General features: G+C 72.4%; 14 protein-coding genes. 9 read left to right on the forward strand and 5 right to left on the reverse strand.

Features of this window, described 5'->3' with window-relative positions; translation table 11 throughout:
• Positions 1–91 precede the first annotated feature (91 nt).
• Positions 92–1,102, forward strand: a complete 1,011-nt coding sequence (gene argF / locus FNH09_RS08870) for an ornithine carbamoyltransferase (protein WP_152886211.1) — start codon at positions 92–94, stop codon at positions 1,100–1,102.
• Between the two features lie 150 nt (positions 1,103–1,252).
• Positions 1,253–2,764, forward strand: coding sequence for an amino acid permease (locus tag FNH09_RS08875; protein ID WP_152886212.1), 1,512 nt, complete (start codon positions 1,253–1,255; stop codon positions 2,762–2,764).
• Here the strand turns inward: FNH09_RS08875 and FNH09_RS08880 are convergent.
• A complete protein-coding gene (locus tag FNH09_RS08880) occupies positions 2,733–3,185 on the reverse strand; it encodes an ATP-binding protein (protein ID WP_152886213.1) in 453 nt (150 codons plus the stop codon). The genes FNH09_RS08875 and FNH09_RS08880 overlap by 32 nt on opposite strands.
• Before the next feature lie 352 nt (positions 3,186–3,537).
• On the opposite strand from FNH09_RS08880, the gene FNH09_RS08885 reads away from it, so the two are divergent.
• Both FNH09_RS08885 and FNH09_RS08890 read left to right on the forward strand, forming a co-directional pair.
• The gene (locus FNH09_RS08885) at positions 3,538–4,365 is read left to right on the forward strand and encodes an enoyl-CoA hydratase family protein (protein WP_152886214.1); all 828 of its coding nucleotides are present in this window, start codon (positions 3,538–3,540) and stop codon (positions 4,363–4,365) included.
• 8 nt (positions 4,366–4,373) lie between these two features.
• On the forward strand, positions 4,374–6,740 hold the full coding sequence (locus tag FNH09_RS08890; RefSeq protein ID WP_338017514.1) for a bifunctional salicylyl-CoA 5-hydroxylase/oxidoreductase: 2,367 nt from the start codon (positions 4,374–4,376) through the stop codon (positions 6,738–6,740).
• Between the two features lie 22 nt (positions 6,741–6,762).
• On the opposite strand, the gene FNH09_RS08895 is transcribed toward FNH09_RS08890, so the two are convergent.
• Together FNH09_RS08895 and FNH09_RS08900 are read right to left on the reverse strand one after the other, a co-directional pair.
• Entirely contained in the window at positions 6,763–7,575 is an 813-nt protein-coding gene (locus FNH09_RS08895; protein ID WP_152886215.1) for a PaaX family transcriptional regulator, read from the reverse strand.
• Between the two features lie 40 nt (positions 7,576–7,615).
• On the reverse strand, positions 7,616–9,217 hold the full coding sequence (locus tag FNH09_RS08900) for an AMP-binding protein (RefSeq protein ID WP_152886216.1): 1,602 nt from the start codon (positions 9,215–9,217) through the stop codon (positions 7,616–7,618).
• A gap of 136 nt (positions 9,218–9,353) precedes the next feature.
• On the opposite strand from FNH09_RS08900, the gene FNH09_RS48325 reads away from it, so the two are divergent.
• Together FNH09_RS48325 and FNH09_RS08915 are read left to right on the forward strand one after the other, a co-directional pair.
• Positions 9,354–10,868 (forward strand): acyl-CoA dehydrogenase family protein, encoded by a 1,515-nt coding sequence (locus tag FNH09_RS48325; protein ID WP_238426556.1) that lies wholly within the window; start codon positions 9,354–9,356, stop codon positions 10,866–10,868.
• Entirely contained in the window at positions 10,865–11,263 is a 399-nt protein-coding gene (locus FNH09_RS08915) for a Rid family hydrolase (protein WP_162468293.1), read from the forward strand. Before FNH09_RS48325 ends, FNH09_RS08915 begins: the two co-directional genes overlap by 4 nt.
• Positions 11,264–11,282: 19 nt before the next feature.
• On the opposite strand, the gene FNH09_RS08920 is transcribed toward FNH09_RS08915, so the two are convergent.
• Positions 11,283–11,477: a DUF5999 family protein gene (locus FNH09_RS08920; protein WP_152886217.1), complete on the reverse strand. Its 195-nt coding sequence runs from the start codon at positions 11,475–11,477 to the stop codon at positions 11,283–11,285.
• Between the two features lie 248 nt (positions 11,478–11,725).
• Positions 11,726–12,664: an RNA polymerase sigma factor SigJ gene (sigJ, locus tag FNH09_RS08925; RefSeq protein WP_152886218.1), complete on the reverse strand. Its 939-nt coding sequence runs from the start codon at positions 12,662–12,664 to the stop codon at positions 11,726–11,728.
• A gap of 149 nt (positions 12,665–12,813) precedes the next feature.
• Here sigJ and FNH09_RS08930 point away from each other — a divergent pair, with 149 nt between their 5' ends.
• The 3 genes from FNH09_RS08930 (at position 12,814) to FNH09_RS08940 (ending at position 19,084) form a co-directional block, all read left to right on the forward strand.
• The gene (locus FNH09_RS08930; RefSeq protein WP_152886219.1) at positions 12,814–13,902 is read left to right on the forward strand and encodes a nuclear transport factor 2 family protein; all 1,089 of its coding nucleotides are present in this window, start codon (positions 12,814–12,816) and stop codon (positions 13,900–13,902) included.
• Between the two features lie 424 nt (positions 13,903–14,326).
• A complete protein-coding gene (locus FNH09_RS08935) occupies positions 14,327–14,986 on the forward strand; it encodes a C1 family peptidase (RefSeq protein WP_338017516.1) in 660 nt (219 codons plus the stop codon).
• 420 nt (positions 14,987–15,406) lie between these two features.
• On the forward strand, positions 15,407–19,084 hold the full coding sequence (locus FNH09_RS08940; RefSeq protein ID WP_152886242.1) for a nitrate reductase subunit alpha: 3,678 nt from the start codon (positions 15,407–15,409) through the stop codon (positions 19,082–19,084).
• Position 19,085: the final 1 nt, after the last annotated feature.

The raw sequence follows: 19,085 nt of genomic DNA on the forward strand, positions 1-19,085 counted from the left end.
GGGGCGAGGCGGGGCGTGTATAGAAATGCTGAATTTCGTATAGAATTCCATCCGTCCCTGCCCCTGCACCCGCACCCGTTGGAGCGCCCCCATGGCGACAGTCCCGTCCGCCCTCGCCGGCCGCCACTTCCTCAAGGAGTTGGACTTCACCGGGGACGAGTTCCGCGGTCTGATCGAACTGTCCGCCGAGCTGAAGGCCGCCAAGAAGGCCGGGACCGAGACGCGGTACCTGCGGGGCCGGAACATCGCGCTGATCTTCGCCAAGACCTCGACGCGCACGCGCTGCGCGTTCGAGGTCGCGGCCGCCGACCAGGGTGCCTCGACGACCTACCTCGACCCGTCCGGCTCGCAGATGGGTCACAAGGAGTCCGTACGGGACACCGCGCGCGTCCTCGGCCGCATGTTCGACGCGATCCAGTACCGCGGTGACAGCCAGGCCGGTGTCGAGGAACTGGCGCGGTATGCGGGCGTGCCTGTCTACAACGGCCTCACCGACGACTGGCACCCCACCCAGATGCTCGCCGACGTGCTGACGATGACCGAGCACAGCAGCAAGCCCCTGACGGAGATCGCCTTCGCCTACCTCGGCGACGCCCGCTTCAACATGGGCAACTCCTACCTGATCACCGGCGCCCTGCTCGGCATGGACGTACGGATCGTCGCGCCGAAGGCGTACTGGCCCGCCCAGGAGATCGTCGACCGGGCCCGCGAGCTGGCCGGGACCAGCGGGGCCCGGGTCACCCTCACCGAGGACCTCGCGGACGGTGTCGCGGGCGCCGACTTCGTCGCCACCGACGTCTGGGTCTCCATGGGCGAGCCCAAGGAGGTCTGGGACGAGCGGATCGAGGCCCTCGCCCCGTACGCCGTGACGATGGACGTGCTGCGCGCCACCGGCAATCCCGGTGTGAAGTTCCTGCACTGCCTGCCCGCGTTCCACGACCTGGGCACCCAGGTCGGGCGCGACATCCACGAGCGGCACGGCCTGGAGTACCTGGAGGTGAGCGACGAGGTCTTCGAGTCGGAGCACTCGGTCGTCTTCGACGAGGCCGAGAACCGGCTGCACACCATCAAGGCGATCCTGGTCGCGACCCTCGCGCGTTAGTTCTCGCCCCCCATCTCGACCTATCCTGACCGGCGGCCCGGAACCACCCCTTCCGTGGCCGTCGCGCGACCTCCCCCCGATGCCCGGCCCGGCCGGGCGGGGGACACCCCCGCGGTCGCACCCGCACCACCAGAAACGAGCACCACCCGCATGCCCGCTCCCGCGACCAAGCTTCGTATCAAGTCCCCCGCCCTCCTCGTCGCCGAATCCGGCGCCGACCGCGCGGGCCACGGCCTCAAGCGCACCATGGGCCTCTTCCAGCTCATCTGCTTCGGCGTCGGCGCGATCGTCGGCACCGGCATCTTCGTCGGGCTCTCCGACTCGGTGGCGCAGGCCGGACCGGCCGTCGTCGTCTCCTTCGTCCTCGCCGCGATCACCTGCGTGTTCACCGCGCTCTCCTTCGCCGAGCTGGGCGGCGCGATCCCGGTCTCCGGATCGTCGTACTCCTTCGCCTACGCCGGACTCGGCGAGACCACCGCCTTCCTGGTCGGCTGGTGCCTGCTGCTGGAGTACGGCATCTCCATCTCGGCCGTCGCGGTCGGCTGGAGCCAGTACGTCAACGAGCTGCTCGACAGCCTGTTCGGCCACCAGCTGCCCGCCGCGCTCTCCGCCGGGCCGGGCGACGGCGGTTTCGTCAACCTGCCCGCCGTGATCGTCATCGCGATGGCCTGTGTGCTGCTGGTGCGCGGGGTGCGCGAGAGCGCCCGCGCCACCGCCGCCATGGCCGCGGTCAAGCTCACCATCCTGCTCGCGTTCTGTGTCATCGGCTACAGCGCCTTCAAGGACGGCAACCTCACCCCGTTCTCCCCGGCGGGCCTCGGCGGCATCGGCGCGGGCACGACGGCCGCCTTCTTCTCCTACATCGGCTTCGACGCGATCACCACGGCCGGCGAGGAGGCGAAGAACCCCCGCCGGGACATCCCGGTGGCGATCCTCGTCTGCATGGGCGTGGTGACCCTGCTGTACTGCGCGGTCGCCCTGGCCGCGATCGGCGCGATCGGCGCCGACGAGGTCGGCGGCCGGCCCGCCGCGCTGTCGTACGTCGTCAACCGGGTCACCGGCTCCTCGATCGGCGGCGCCGTCGTCGCCTTCGGCGCGGTCGTCGCCATCGCCTCGGTGGTGCTCGCGGTGATGTACGGCCAGAGCCGCATCCTGATGTCGATGTCCCGGGACGGGCTCGTCCCGCGCGTCTTCGAGAAGGTCTCGCCCCGGACCTCGACCCCCGTGGCCGGCACCCTGATCATCGCGATCGTGTTCGCGATCCCGGCGGCCTTCGCCTCGCTGGACGCCGTGGTCAACCTGTGCACCATCGGCACCCTGGCCGTGATGGCCGTCGTCAACCTCGCCGTCCTCGCGCTGCGCCGCCGCGAGCCGGGCCTCAACCGCACCTTCCGGGTCCCGTTCTACCCCGTGGCGCCCCTGCTCGGCATCGGCTTCTGCCTCTACCTGATGTACGAGACGGGCTGGACGACCTGGCTCCAGTTCGCCGTGTTCCTCGCGGTCGGACTCGGTGTGTACGCCGCTTACGGCCGTCGGCACTCCCGGCTGGCCACGACCGCGGCGGCCCCTTCGGCCACGGTGGCCACGGAGGTCGCCGAGGCCATGGCGGCCGGCACGCTGACGGCCGAGCTCACCGCGGACGTCGTTGAGGCGGCACGGTAGCCAGCCGGAACCAGACCGCCTTGCCGGAGTCGGTGGGGCGGTGACCGCAGGACGAGCTCAGGGCGCGGATCAGCAGCAGACCGCGCCCGTGCTCCTGCCACGGGTCCGGTGCCGCGACGGCGGGCCGGGTGAGATCCCGCGGCGGCGCCGGGTCGGGATCGTGCACCTCGACCTGGCAGCCGGACGGCCGCAGCTCCACCACCAGCTCTATCGGAGCGGACCCGGCGGTGTGCTCCACGGCGTTCGCCACCAGCTCGGCGGTGAGCAGCTCCGCCGTGTCGCTGTCCGCGCCGTGCGGCACCTCGGCCAGCGCCGTACGGACCAGGGCACGGGCCACCGGCACGGCCGCGGCGGTGTGCGGCAGCGCGATGCGCCAGGAGGCGGAGGCGGAAGGGCGTTCTTGCAAGGCGAGTCCGTTCATGGCGCAGGCCACCTCGTGATCGACATCAGGCCGGCCTGCTTTCAATCCTCAGGAATGGTACGGCGCCCTCCGTCAGGTACGTACGACGGGCGTCGGTCGGGGCCAGTGACCCCGACAACGAGCGGCTTACCCGGACCGACCCCCGGTCTCCCACGACTGCCCCGATTGTTACCGCGCTATTGACTCCCTGTGACCCCCGTGACGGTTGTGACGGATGAAGGGGCATTCGGTCACACGGTGACACCACATCGGCCTATCGCGCACTCGTGACGACAGTCAGATATCGGTGATAGCTTCGTGAGGTAGAGACCGGACAGGCAGTGCCCGCGCTCCCGCCCGAGGAGGCCGCCCCATGAGTCCCTTCACCGGCTCCGCCACCCGTACCCCGGACTGGCGGCATCTGCGCGTCGAGCACGCCGACGGAGTCGCCACCGTCACCCTCTCCCGCCCCGACAAGCTCAACGCACTCACCTTCGGCGCCTACGCCGACCTGCGCGACCTGCTGGCGGAGCTGTCCCGGGAGCGGTCGGTACGGGCTCTGGTGCTGGCCGGCGAGGGGCGTGGCTTCTGCTCCGGCGGCGACGTCGACGAGATCATCGGCGCCACCCTGGCGATGGACACCGCCCAGCTCCTCGACTTCAACCGGATGACCGGGCAGGTCGTGCGGGCCGTACGGGAGTGCCCGTTCCCGGTGATCGCGGCGGTGCACGGGGTGGCGGCCGGAGCGGGAGCGGTGCTCGCGCTCGCCGCGGACTTCCGGGTCGCCGACCCCTCCGCCCGCTTCGCCTTCCTGTTCACCCGGGTCGGTCTGTCCGGCGGCGACATGGGCGCGGCCTATCTGCTGCCCAGGATCGTCGGCCTCGGACACGCGACCCGGCTGCTGATGCTGGGCGAGCCGGTGCGCGCACCCGAGGCCGAGCGGATCGGCCTGATCAGCGAGCTGACGGAGGAGGGCCGCACGGTCGAGGCCGCCCACGCGCTGGCCCGCCGGCTGGCCGACGGCCCCGCCCTCGCCCACGCCCAGACGAAGGCGCTGCTCACCGCGGAGCTGGACATGCCGCTGGCGGCGTCGGTGGAGCTGGACGCCTCGACCCAGGCCCTGCTGATGAACGGCGAGGACTACGCCGAGTTCCACGCGGCCTTCACCGAGAAGCGCGCGCCCAAGTGGCGCGGGAGGTGACGACCAGGGTGGCCACCACGGTGACGCGCGAATCGGCGGGAGAGACGACCGCAGGGGCGACCGAGAGGGCGACCGTCGAGGCGAAGGGAGGGGCGGCCGGGCAGGTCCGGAAGGTCGCCGTCGTCGGCGGCGGGCCCGGCGGCCTGTACACCGCGGCCCTGCTCAAACGCCTCGACCCCACCCGGGAGATCACCGTGTGGGAGCGCAACGCCCCCGACGACACCTTCGGCTTCGGGGTCGTGCTGTCCGACGAGACGCTCGGCGGCATCGAGCACGCGGACCCGGTGGTCCACGAGGCGCTCAAGGCCGAGTTCGTACGCTGGGACGACATCGACATCGTGCACCGGGGCGTGCGCCACCGCTCGGGCGGCCACGGCTTCGCCGCACTGGGCCGGCGCCGGCTGCTGGAGATCCTGCACGAGCGGTGCCGCTCGCTCGGCGTGGAGCTGCGCTTTCGCACCGAGGCGCCGCACCCGGCCCGGCTGGCGCAGACCTACGACCTGGTCGTCGCCGCCGACGGCGTGCACAGCACCACCCGCGAGGCCTTCGCCGACGTCTTCCGGCCCGCCCTGACCGGCCACCGCTGCCGTTACATCTGGCTCGCCGCGGACTTCGCCTTCGACGCCTTCCGCTTCGAGGTCGCCGAGACCGAGCACGGCGTGATGCAGCTGCACGGCTACCCCTACGCGGCCGACGCCTCCACGGTCATCGTCGAGATGCGCGAGGAGGTGTGGCGGGCGGCCGGGTTCGACGAACTCGACGAGGGCGAGTCGGTCGACCGCTGCGCCAAGATCTTCTCCGACGCGCTCGGCGGCCGGCCGCTGCGTTCCCGCAACTCCCTGTGGACCACCTTCCGTACGGTGGTCAACGAGCGCTGGTCGCACGGCAATGTCGTCCTCCTCGGCGACGCCGCCCACACCGCCCACTTCTCCATCGGCTCCGGCACCAAACTGGCCGTCGAGGACGCCCTGGCCCTGGCCGCCTGCCTGACCGAACAGGACACGACGGCAGCGGCCCTCGCCGCCTACGAGCAGGAGCGCAGGCCGGTCGTCGCCTCCACCCAGCGGGCGGCCCGCGCGAGCCTGGAGTGGTTCGAGAACGTCGGCCTGTACCTCGGCCAGCGGCCCCGTCAGTTCGCCTTCAACCTGCTCACCCGCAGCCGCCGGGTCACCCATGACAACCTGCGGCTGCGCGACGCCCACTTCACCGGCTCCGTGGAGCGCGAGTTCGGCTGTCCGCCCGGCACACCCCCGATGTTCACCCCCTTCCGGCTGCGTGGTCTGACCCTGCCCAACCGCGTCGTCGTGTCCCCCATGGACATGTACTCGGCGGTCGACGGCGTGCCCGGCGACTTCCACCTGGTCCACCTGGGCGCCCGGGCGCTGGGCGGGGCGGGGCTGGTGATGACCGAGATGGTGTGCGTGAGCGAGACGGGCCGGATCACCCCCGGCTGCACCGGCCTCTACACCGGCCGGCAGACCGAGGCCTGGCGGCGGATCACCGACTTCGTGCACGCCCGCTCGCCGGGCGGCGCCATCGGGGTGCAGCTCGGCCACAGCGGCCGCAAGGGCTCCACCCGGCTGATGTGGGAGGGCATCGACCAGCCGCTGCCCGAGGGTAACTGGCCGCTCGTGGCCGCCTCGCCGCTGCCGTACCGGCCGGAGAGCCAGACCCCCCGCCAGCTCTCCCGCGCGCAACTCACCGACATCCGGGAGCAGTTCACGGCCGCCACCTGGCGTGCCGCCCGGGCCGGCTTCGACCTGCTCGAACTCCACTGCGCCCACGGCTATCTGCTCTCCGGATTCCTCTCCCCGCTGACCAACCGGCGCACCGACGCCTACGGCGGATCGCTCGCGAAACGGCTGCGGTTCCCGCTGGAGGTCTTCGACGCCGTACGCGGGGTGTGGCCCGAGGAGCGGCCCATGACCGTACGCATCTCGGCCACCGACTGGGCCGCCGACGGCACCACGGCCGAGGACGCGGTCGAGATCGCCCGTGCCTTCGCCGCGCACGGCGCCGACGCGATCGACGTGTCGACCGGCCAGGTGGTGGCCGAGGAGGAGCCGGACTTCGGGCGGTCGTACCAGACGCCGTTCGCCGACCGGATCCGGCACGAGGTCGGCATCCCGGTGATCGCGGTCGGCGCGATCTCCTCCTGGGACGACGTCAACTCCCTCATCCTGGCCGGGCGTACGGACCTCGTCGCGCTGGCCCGCCCGCATCTCTACGATCCGCACTGGACGTTGCACGCCGCCGCCGAGCAGGGGTACGAGGGTCCGGGCGTCGTCTGGCCCGAGCCCTACCGCGCGGGCAGCAGGCCCCCGCGGACCGGGCGCACGGACGCGCCCAAGCCCCGTCTGTCACTGGGTACTTGAGCATGTGCCGGCCCTCGGCGCGTCACAGGCCCACGAACTCCGCCCCGGTGTCCCGCAGTCGTGCGTGCAGCTCCCGGAACACCGTCGCCGAGCGCTCGCCCGGCCAGTCCGCGGGGAGCAGCCGGACGGGCAGTCCGGGGTCGGTGTAGGGCAGTCGGCGCCAGGAGTCCAGGGCGAGCAGATAGTCGCGGTAGGCCGCCTCGGGCGAGGCCTCCGCGCGGTGCTCCCAGTCGTGCAGCACGCGCGCGTGCCGGTCGAGGTACTCCTCGTGCTCCTTGGCGATCGCCGCCAGGTCCCACCAGCGCGAGACCGCCTCGACGGTGGGCGCGAAGCCCAGGTGCTCACCGCGGAAGAAGTCGACGTACGGATCGAGGTGCAGCCGCTGGAGCGTGTGCCGGGCCTCCTCGTGCAGCCGGGCCGGGGCGATCCACACGCCCGGCGCGGCGGTGCCGAAGCCGAGACCGGCCAGCCGGGAGCGCAGGACGTGCCGCTTCTGCCGCTCCGACTCCGGTACGGAGAACACGGCCAGCACCCAGCCCTCGTCGGCCGGCGGGGCCGTGGCGTAGATCCGGCGGTCGCCGTCCTCCAGCAGCTGCCGGGCCTCCGGGGACAGTTCGTACCCGGCCGCGCCCTGCGCGGTACGGGCCGGCAGCAGCAGACCGCGCCGCTTGAGCCGGGACACCGACGACCTGACGGAGGGCGCGTCCACGCCGACCGCGGCCAGCAGTCTGATCAGCTCGGCGACGGGCATCGGGCCGGGCATGAAGCGGCCGTACGCGCCGTAGAGCGTGACGATGAGGGACCGGGGGGCGTGCTGCTCGGACACGTTGATCATCTTAGGTCGTCGAGGCCGTCGCGGGGCACCACAGGGTGCATCACCGCTGGTCACCCTCGGTACGCAGGCGGAAGCGCTGGAGCTTTCCGGTCGCCGTGCGCGGCAGCGCGTCCAGAAAGACGATCTCGCGCGGACACTTGTACGGGGCCAGTTCCTCCCTGACGAAGGCGCGCAACGCCTCCGCGTCCGCCCGCGCGCCCTCCCGCAGCACGGCGTACGCCACCACGACCTGCCCGCGCGCCTCGTCGGGCCGCCCGACCACCGCGGCCTCGACGACGTCCGGGTGGCGCAGCAGCGCGTCCTCGACCTCCGGTCCTGCGATGTTGTACCCGGCCGAGATGATCATGTCGTCGGCGCGGGCAACATAGCGGAAGTAGCCGTCGGGGTCGCGGACGTAGGTGTCGCCGGTGATGTTCCAGCCGTCGCGCACGTACTCCCGCTGCCGCGGGTCGGCGAGATAGCGGCAGCCGACCGGACCGCGCACCGCCAGCAGACCGGGCTCCCCGTCGAGTACCGGGTTGCCGCTCTCGTCCTGCACGCGCGCGTGCCAGCCCGGCACGGGCACCCCGGTGGTGCCGGGCCGGATGTGCTCGTCCGCGGCCGAGATGAAGATGTGCAGCAGCTCGGTGGCGCCGATGCCGTTGATGACCCGCAGCCCGGTCCGCTCGTGCCAGGCCCGCCAGGTGGCCGCGGGCAGGTTCTCGCCCGCGGAGACACAGCGGCGCAGCGACGACACGTCGTGCCCGTCCAGTTCGGCGAGCATCGCGCGGTACGCGGTCGGCGCGGTGAACAGCACGGAGACCCGGTGCTCGGCGATCGCGGGCAACAGCTGCCGGGGCGCGGCCTGTTCGAGCAGCAGGGCGCTGGCACCGGCCCGCATAGGGAAGACCACGAGGCCGCCGAGCCCGAAGGTGAAGCCGAGCGGGGGACTGCCCGCGAAGACGTCGTCCGGCCGCGGCTGGAGGATCCGCCGGGAGAAGGTGTCCGCGACGGCCAGGACGTCCCGGTGGAAGTGCATGCAGCCCTTGGGGCGGCCGGTGGTGCCGGAGGTGAAGGCGATCAGCGCGACGTCGTCGGCCGCCGTGTCCACGGCCCGGTACGGGGTGGCGGGCGCCGGGCGGTTGAGCAGGTCGTCGAGCCCGTCGCCGCCGTACGTCGTGATCCGCAGGCCGGGTACCTCCGCCTTGGCCAGGTCGTCGACGGCCCGGATGTCGCACAGCGCGTGCCGGACCCGCGCGATCTCGCACATCGTGCGCAGCTCGTGCGGGCGTTGCCGGTCCAGCACCGTGACCGCGACCGCGCCCGCCTTCAGCACCGCCAGCCAGCAGGCGGCCAGCCACGGCGTGGTGGGGCCGCGCAGCAGGACGCGGTTGCCCGGGACGACGCCGAGGTCACCGGTGAGCAGATGGGCGAGCCGGTCCACCCGGGCGCGCAGTTCCCCGTAGGTCCAGGTCCCGTCGGTGGGGGTGCGGAACACCGGGCGGCCGGGGTCGGCGTGGTCCAGGAGCTCGGCGGCGCAGTTCAGTCGTTCGGGGTAGCACAGCTCCGGCAGGTCGAAGCGGAGCTCGGGCCACTGCTCGGGCGGCGGGAGATGGTCGCGCGCGAAGGTGTCGACGTGCGCGGAGTGGATCGGGCCGGCCATGGGCGTTCGCCCCCTTGCCGTCGTGGGCGTCGTGTGGGCTCGCACAAGGAGCGTATCGCCTTGGTGACGACAGTCAACGGTACGCGATACCGTCGGGGGTGGGAGTGGCCGTACAGGTCAGGAGAGAGGACCGGCGATGCCCGCATTCTCGCTCGAACCGGAACATAGCGCCCGGTGTGCCGAACTGCGCGCCCTGGCCGCCGAACGGCTGCGCCCGATCGCCGACCGGGGTGAGCCGGGACGCGTCAACCGGCCGCTCGTCGCGGAGCTCGGCCGACTGGGCCTGCTGGCCCGCCTGTTCACGGCCGGCGCGCTCGACCTCTGTCTGCTGCGGGAGTCCCTGGCGTACGCCTGCACCGAGGCCGAGACGGCCCTCGCCCTCCAGGGCCTGGGCGCCCACCCGGTGCACGCCCACGGCACCCCCGCCCAGCGCAAGCGCTGGCTGCCCCGGGTGGCCGACGGCAGCGCGGTGGCCGCGTTCGCGCTGAGCGAGCCGGGCGCGGGCTCGGACGCGGCGGCGCTGACGCTGCGGGCGGAACCCGTCGGGGCGGGCGCGGTGGCGTCGACGCTGCGGGTGGAGTCGGTCGGGACGGCCGCGGTGGCGTCGACGCTGCGGGTGGAAGCGGACGGTACGGGCGCGGTGGCGTCGACTTCGGGGGCGGATCAGGGCCGGACGGCTGCCGTGGCGTCGGCCCTGTGGGCGGAAGCGGCCGGGACGGGTGCGGGGGTCGCCTCCGGCGGTGACGCGCGAGGCGGTGAGGTGCAGGGCGGTGAGGTGCAGGGCGGTGACGTGCAGGGCGGTGACGTGCGGGACGGTGGCGTGCGGGACGGTGGCGCGCAGGGCGGTGACGTGCGGGGCGGTGGCGTGCGGGGCGGTGGCACGCAGGGCGGCGGCGTGCGGGACGGCGTATCGCTCGCCGCCGAGCCCGACGGCCCCTCCGGCTGGCGGCTCACCGGTGCGAAGTGCTGGATCTCCAACGCCCCCGAAGCCGACTTCTACACCGTCTTCGCCCGCACCACCCCCGGCGCGGGCGCCCGCGGCGTGACCGCGTTCCTCGTCCCCGCCGACCGTCCCGGACTCACCGGCACCGCCCTGGACATGCTCTCCCCACACGCGATCGGCGCCCTCGACTTCGACGCCGTACCCGTCACCGCGGACGACGTGCTCGGCGGGATCGACCGCGGCTTCCGGGTCGCCATGGGCACCCTCAACCTGTTCAGGCCCAGCGTCGGCGCCTTCGCCGTCGGCATGGCCCAGGCCGCCCTGGACGCGACCCTGCTGCACACGGCCCGGCGGGACGCCTTCGGCGGCAAACTGAGGGACCTCCAGACCGTCGCCCACCAGGTCGCCGAGATGGCGCTGCGCACGGAGGCGGCCCGCCTGATGGTGTACGCGGCGGCGACGGCGTACGACGAAGGCGCCCCGGACATCCCCCGGCGCGCCGCCATGGCGAAACTGCTCGCCACCGAGACCGCCCAGTACGTCGTCGACACGGCCGTCCAGCTGCACGGCGCGCGGGCGCTGGAACGCGGCCACCTGCTGGAACACCTCTACCGCGAGGTGCGCGCCCCGCGCGTCTACGAGGGCGCGAGCGAGGTCCAACGGGGCATCATCGCCAAGGAGTTGTACGCCAATCTGGAGGCGCCGTGACCGCCGAGCGTGTCAACCCGCCCGAACTGTCCCCGCCGACCGGCTTCTCGCACGCCGTCGTCGCCACCGGGTCGCGCCTGGTCTTCCTGGCCGGCCAGACCGCGCTGGACCCGGGCGGCACGATCGTCGGCGCGGACCTGCCCGAGCAGTTCGAGCGGGCGCTCACCAACCTGCTGACCGCGCTCAAGGCGGCCGGCGGCACCCCCGCCGACCTGGCGAGGGTCACCGTGTACACCACGGACCTCGCCGGCTATCGCGCCCGCGCCCCCGAACTGGGGCGGATCTGGCGGAGGTTGGCCGGACGCGACTACCCGGCCATGGCCGTCGTCGGCGCCGTGCGCCTGTGGGACGAACAGGCGCTGGTCGAACTCGACGGCTTCGCCGTGCTGGCGTAGGGCCCACGAGGGGCGAGGATCAGGCCGCCACGGCCAGGTCGTCGGCGAACATCCGGTGGGGAGCGATCACACGGCCGTCGGGGAGCAGTTCGCCGCTGTCGTCGAAGACGATCGCGCCGTTGCACAGCAGGCTCCAGCCCTGCTCGGGATGGGCCGAGACGATGTGCGGGGCGGCGGCGTCCGGGGACGGGCACGAGGACCGGTGTGAACACATGGTGCACCTCCACCTGGGATGCGAGGAGTGTCGGCGGCGCTGTCGTCGCCCTCGCCTGAGAAGACCATGCGCGCGCGGCGCACCGATCGGAACAGCGCGCCGCGAAGCGTGACAGCACCAGGACAACTCTCGGACGCCCCCGAGACGGACGACGCCGGCTCGCCACCAACGGGCCGGTGACAACAGTCCCCGGCCCTCTTCGGCGCCCACTGCCGTCCGGGACCGGGACATCACCGTCGTGGAGCGCCTCAACCGCTCCGCCAGGAACGGAGCTTCTCGGGGTTTCGTACCGCCCAGATACGCCTGATCCGGTCGCCCGCGATCTCGAACGCGAACACGGTCACCAGGCTGCCGTCCTGCCGTGCCACCAAGCCGGGTCGGCCGTTGACCGTGTACTCCAGGAACGTCGTGCGCTCGCCCGACAGGCGGGCGATCCTGGCGTAGGCATGTGCGATCTGCTCGCCGCCCACGATCGGGCGCAGATGAGTGACGGCCAGCCCGCCGCCGTCGGCGGTCGCGACGGCGTCGGGGTCGAGCAGGCTGATCAGGGCGTCGATGTCCTTGGCCTCCCACGCCCTCTTGAACCGCCTGACGACGACTGCCTGCCCGGCACCCGAGCCTGCCGGGGTCTGCGCGGTGCGGACGCGACGGCGGGCGGACGAGGCCAGTTGGCGGCACGCCGCCGGACTGCGGCCGACCACCTCGGCGACCTCGCCGAAGGGGTAGCGGAAGACGTCGTGCAGCACGAACGCGACGCGCTCGGCCGGGGTCATCGAATCGAGGACGATCAGGAAGGCCATCGTCACCGACTCGTCGAGGGTGACCCGGTCGGCCGGGTCGGTCCGGTCGGCACCCGAGCGCCCGGTGACCCACTCCGTGGGCTCGGGCAGCGGTTCCGGGATCCAGTCACCCACGTACGTCTCCCGCCTGACCCGCGCCGAGCCGAGCAGGTTCAGGCAGACACGGCCGGCGACCGTCATCAGCCAGGCGCCGGGCGACTCGATGGCCTGCTGCTCCCGTGCGGACAGGGCGTACCAGCGGGCGTAGGTCTCCTGCACGACGTCCTCGGCGTCGGCGAGCGACCCGAGGAGCCGATAACCGAGGTTGATCAGCCGGCGCCGCTCGCTCATGATCGCGCCGAGGTCGGGATCGCTCCGGTCGTCACCGGGCTCTGCTCTGGTGGTCATGGTCCGACCGTCTCCCTCGCTCGCTTCGTCGCCTCTACCCGTTACGACAGGACAGCGCACCGGAATGTGAGGCCGATGCCCCGCCTCACATTCCGCGGGGGCGCTTTGTCGTACCGGTGAGACGACGACAACACGGAGAGGCGACTTCGATGAACGACTTCCAGGCCACCGCGGACCGCGTCGAGATCGAGGCACTGCGCGGCGAGTTCACCGACGCGGCGATGATGCGCGACCGACCCCGCCTGGCATCGCTGTTCACACCGGACGGCGTCCTGCGTATGCCCAACGTCCCCGTCGAGCTGGTCGGCCGGGAGGAGATCCGTACCGGGGGAGAGCGGCTGCAGAGTCAGTGGGACTTCTTCGTGCAGACCACCCACCCCGGCACGATCCTGCTCGACGGCGACACCGCGACCGGCCGCGCCTACATCCAGGAACTCGCACGCACCCTCGACGGACGCCAGGGACTGAACTACGCCGTCTACCACGACCGTTACCGGCGCACCGCACAGGGCTGGAAGTTCGCCGAGCGGGTGTACGAGGTCAGGTACCTCGACACCTCCCCGCTGGCGGGCACGGCGCCCGACTCAGCGACCGGCCCGGCGCACGCCACCGCCGCCCCCGCTCCGGCCGCGTCCTTCGCCGACCCGGCGCCGGCCGAACGGCTGGAACGGGCGGCCACCGCGCTGCGGGCGGGCGGCTTCGCCGCCGAGATCCTCGACGACGCAGCCGCCGCGCGCACCCGTGTCGAGGACCTGATCCCCGAGGGCGCCGGCGTGTTCACCGGAGCCAGCGAGACCCTCCGGCTGTCCGGCATCGACGACGACATCAACGGCAGCGGACGGTACGACGCCATCAGGCCGCGCGTCCTGGCCATCGACCGTGCCACCGGCGCCGACGAGATCCGAAGGCTGGCCGCCTGTCCCGACTTCGTCGTCAACAGCGTCGCCGCGGTCACCGAGACCGGCTCGCTCGTCCTCGCCTCGGGCAGTGGCAGCCAGCTCCCCGCCAACGCGGGCGGCGCCGCCCGCGCGGTCTGGATCGTCGGCGCGCAGAAGGTGGTGCCCGACCTGGGCACGGCGCTGCGCCGCGTCGAGGAACACGCTCTCCCGCTGGAGAGCGCCCGCGCCCAGGCGGTGTACGGAAGGCCCAGCGCCGTGAACCGCCTGCTCATCCTCAACGCGGAACCCCGCCCGGGGCGCGGCACCGTACTGCTCCTCCGCGAGGCCATCGGCCACTGACCGGGCCTGGTCCGGCCCGGCCCGGCCCGCGGTGATCGAGTGGCGCGGGGGCGGGCCGGAGGAGCGGCGTCCAAGGCGCTGCGCGAGTAGCGGCGCCCCACCGGCGCAGCACGAACCGGGCCGTGCCCCACCGTCCGGCAGGCGGTGGGGCACGGCCGTACCAGGACCGTTTTCGCCGTACTTCCGGCGGCGCACCCGAGTAGCCGATGAGGCAGGCCTCGGCAACGCTCTGCATAGAGCCGCCGCCTCCGTCACGCGGCGGCGGAGCGAAAGGATCACAGTGGCCTACCTCAACAACAGCGGACCCGCCCGCCGAATCCTGAACTGCGTTCCCTCCCGCGACACCGAGCTGGACTGGCCGCCCGATGCGGCTTTCGAGGGCGACCGGCTGAAAGAGACGACCGCGGCGGCGGCTCCGAGCCAAGTGGACCTCCGTGCGGCCTGGTGGCCGATCGGAGATCAGATGCAAACGGGCTCCTGTGTCGGCTGGGCGACCGCGGACTCGGTGCTCCGCTGGTGCTTTGTCAACGCAGGGAAGCTGCCTCAGGACGACCGCCTCTCCGTCCGCTACATCTGGATGGCCGCCAAGGAGACCGACGACTTCACCAGCCAGCCCACCACCTTCATCGAGGAGGACGGCACCAGCCTGAAGGCGGCCCTGGACGTCGCCCGCAGGTTCGGCGCGGTACGCGAGAGCGAGTTGCCGTTCAACGGGGGGCTGTACCCCGGAACCCCTGGTGGCTTCTACGCCCGCGCGGCGCAGCTCAAGATCTCGTACTTCAACCTGGGCCGGAGCGCGGAGGAATGGCGCCGCTGGCTGGCCTCGGGCGGCGGGCCGATCCTCGTCCGGCTAGGCGTCGACCAGACGTGGGACGACGCGGCGGACACCCACGGCAAGCTGGACGTGTACAAGCGGGAGACCGCGCGCGGCGGCCACGCGGTCGCCATCGTCGGCTACACCTCCGAGCGCCGTTTCATCATCCGGAACAGCTGGGGCACCGACTGGGGTGACCGAGGCTACGGCTACGCGTCCGAGGACTACGCGGTACAGGCATTCACCGAGGCTTACGGCGTGGCGGTCTGACCTGGCGTAGGCCGGACCCGTCCCGGGGCCGCACGGGATGACGTGCACCCTGTCCAGCGGCGGGGTCGTGCTGCCCTGCTCCTGCTGGTCGGCGTGTGGCCGACTTTCATCTCGTTCGTCACGGGTGCGGCCCGGCGATCGGGCCGCCCGTCGTCCCCTCCGGCGGAGCGGCCCGGTCGCCGCGCCCTCCCCTCCTCGCGTGCCGAGGACGAACGCGAACCGGTCGGGACTGTTCCGCCGGTGTCGCGACAAGCCCGCCGGTCCCGCCGTCAGGGTGCCGGACCGTGCAGGACCGGCCGACGCGGTGATCACCCTTTCGGCTCCGCACGCGTGCGGACGCCGCCCGTCGGTGGTGCGCTGGGGTGACGCCGGCCGAGAGGAGCATCCGTGCCCGCGACCAAGGTCCCAGGCGACGGCGGGATGGACGGCAGGGCCAGTGACCTGCTGCTGCGTACCGGGCGGTTCTTCCGGCGCGGTGAGACCTCCGCCGATCTGCGCATCCTCTCCAAGGAGGGCGGGCGCGGCGGTGACGTCTTCTACCGGGACCGGTGGAGCCACGACAAGGTCGTGCGCTCCACGCACGGGGTCAACTGCACCGGTTCCTGCCGGTGGAAGGTGTACGTCAAGGACGGCATCATCACCTGGGAGACCCAGGAGACCGACTACCCGAGCGTCGGCCCGGACCGCCCGGAGTACGAGCCGCGCGGCTGCCCGCGCGGGGCGGCCTTCTCCTGGTACACGTACTCGCCGACCCGGGTGCGCTACCCGTACGTCCGCGGCGTGCTGCTGGAGATGTACCGGGAGGCGAAGGCGCGCACCGGCGACCCCGTCACCGCGTGGGCCGACATCCAGGCCGACCCCGAGCGCCGCCGCCGCTACCAGCGGGCACGCGGCAAGGGCGGTCTGGTACGGGCGAGCTGGGACGAGGCGGTGGAGCTGGCCGCCGCCGCGCACGTCCACACCATCAAGACGTACGGGCCCGACCGCATCGCGGGCTTCTCGCCGATCCCCGCGATGTCGATGGTCTCGCACGCCGCCGGGGCCCGGTTCCACTCGCTCATCGGCGCCCCCATGCTGTCGTTCTACGACTGGTACGCCGATCTGCCGGTCGCCTCCCCGCAGGTCTTCGGCGACCAGACGGACGTACCCGAGTCGGGGGACTGGTGGGACGCGGCGTACCTGATGATGTGGGGCACCAACGTGCCCGTCACGCGTACCCCGGACGCGCACTGGATGGCCGAGGCGCGCTACCGCGGCCAGAAGGTCGTCGTGGTCTCTCCGGACTACGCCGACAACACGAAGTTCGCCGACGAGTGGCTGCACCCCCACCCCGGCACCGACGGAGCGCTGGCCCTCGCGATGGGCCACGTCGTGCTCAAGGAGTTCTTCGTCGACCGGCAGGTGCCGTTCTTCACCGACTACGTCCGGCGCTTCACCGACCTGCCGTTCCTCGTCACCCTGCGGGAGCGCGACGGCGGGCACGTCCCGGACAAGTTCCTGCGCGCCTCCGACCTCGGCGACAGCGAGGAGGGCGCGGAGTGGAAGACGGTCGTCCTCGACGACCGGACCGGCCTCCCGGAGGTCCCCGGCGGGTCGCTCGGCTTCCGCTGGACCGAGTCGGGCGAGGGCCGCTGGAATCTCGAACTGGGTGACCTGGAGCCCCGGCTCTCCCTGCACGCACACGACGAAGCCGTCCCGACCGAGGTGCTGCTGCCCCGCTTCGACACCGACGGCGGACCGCACGGCCAGGGCAGCGGGGCGGTCCGTACCGCCGGTGTCCCCGCCGTCCGCGTCGGCGATCACCTGGTGACGACCGTCTACGACCTGCTGCTCGCCCAGTACGGCGTCGGCCGCCCCGGACTGCCCGGCACCTGGCCGACGGGGTACGACGACGCCTCCGTCCCCTGCACGCCCGCCTGGCAGGAGGTCCACACCTCCGTCCCGGCCGCGGCGGCCGTCCGTACCGCGCGGGAGTTCGCGGACACCGCTGAGCGCTCCCGGGGCCGCTGCATGATCCTCATGGGCGCCGGCACGAACCACTGGTTCCACTCCGAGACGATCTACCGGGCCTTCCTCGCCCTGCTCCAGCTCACCGGCTGCCAGGGCCGCAACGGCGGCGGGTGGGCGCACTACGTCGGTCAGGAGAAGTGCCGCCCGGTGACCGGCTGGGCCACCCTCGCCGCCGCGTCCGACTGGTCGCGCCCGCCGCGCCAGGCGATCGGCACCGCCTACTGGTTCCTGAACACCGACCAGTGGCGTTACGACCACTACCGTGCCGACACGCTCGCCTCCCCGCTCGGCAGTGGGGCCTTCGCCGGGATGACGGCCGCCGACTGCCTGGCCCAGGCGACCCGTTCGGGATGGATGCCCTCCTATCCGACGTTCGACCGCAACCCGCTCGACCTGTGCGACGAGGCGGGCGACGAGGACCCGGCTGCGTACGCGGTACGGCAACTGGGCGAGGGAAAGCTGGGGTTCGCCGGAGAGGACCCCGACGCGCCCGCCAACTGGCCCCGGATCGTGACCCTGTGGCGGGCGAACCTTCTCGGCTCCTCCGCAAAGGGCGCCGAGTACTTCCAGAAGCACCTGCTCGGCACCACCTCCTCGCTCGGCGCCCAGGAGGCCGCGCCCGGGGAGCGGCCGCGCGATGTGCGCTGGCACGAGAAGGCACCCGAGGGGAAACTCGACCTGCTGCTGTCGCTGGACTTCCGCATGACGTCCTCCACCCTCATGTCGGACATCGTCCTGCCGGCCGCGACCTGGTACGAGAAGCACGACCTGTCCAGCACGGACATGCACCCCTACGTGCACTCCTTCACCCCGGCCGTCGACCCGCCCTGGCAGGCCCGCACCGACTTCGCCACCTTCCACGCCCTCGCCCAGGCCTTCTCCACGATGGCGGCGAAGCACCTGGGGGTGCGCCGCGACCTCGTCGCCACCGCCCTCCAGCACGACACCCCGGGCGAGACGGCGCAGCCCGGGGGTGTCGCGCTGGACTGGCGCAAGGGCGAGTGCGAGCCCGTACCGGGGAAGACCATGCCCCAACTGACCGTCGTGGAGCGGGACTACGGTGCCATCGGCGAGAAGATGGCCACCCTCGGACCGCTGGCGGAGAAGCTCGGCCTGCCGGTCAAGGGCATCGCCTTCGACGTGGCGCAGGAGGTGCGGCTGCTCGCCGACCGGCACGGCATCCGGCTGGCCGGACCGGCGGTGGGACGTCCGCTCCTCGACACAGCCGTCAAGGCGGCGAACACGATCCTCGCCCTGTCCGGCACCACCAACGGCCACCTCGCCACCCAGGGCTTCCACACCCTGGAGCGCCGCACCGGGCAGCCGATGGCCCATCTCGCCGCCGAGCACGAGGGCAAGCGGATCACGTACGCCGACACCCAGGCGGCACCCGTGCCGGTCATCACCTCCCCGGAGTGGTCGGGCAGCGAGTCGGGCGGGCGCCGCTACACCGCCTTCACCCTCAACACCGAGCACGCCAAGCCCTGGCACACCCTCACCGGCCGCCAGCACTTCTTCCTCGACCACGACTGGATCCACGAACTCGGCGAGGCGCTGCCCGTGTACCGGCCGCCGCTCGACATGCGGCGGCTCTTCGGGGACCGGGTCTCCACCGGCGGCGACGGCCGGGCGGAGGTGACCGTCCGCTACCTCACCCCGCACAGCAAGTGGTCCATCCATTCCGAGTACCAGGACAACCTCCTCATGCTGTCGCTCTCCCGCGGCGGCCAGAACATCTGGATGTCCCCGCAGGACGCCGAGGCGATCGGCGTGCGCGACAACGACTGGATCGAGGCGGTCAACCGCAACGGCGTCGTCGCGGCGCGCGCGGTCGTCAGCCACCGCATGCCGCGGGGCACGGTGTACATGCACCACGCGCAGGACCGCGTGGTCGCCACCCCCAAGACGCAGACGACGGGCAAGCGCGGCGGCACACACAACTCGCTCACCCGGCTTCTGCTCAAACCGACCCATCTCATCGGCGGGTACGCCCAGTTGAGCTGGGCCTTCAACTACCTGGGGCCGACGGGCAACCAGCGCGACGAGATCACGGTCATCCGGCGCCGCACCGAACCGGTGGAGTACTGAC

The organism is Streptomyces adustus (assembly GCF_009377175.1).
Taxonomy (GTDB): domain Bacteria; phylum Actinomycetota; class Actinomycetes; order Streptomycetales; family Streptomycetaceae; genus Streptomyces; species Streptomyces adustus.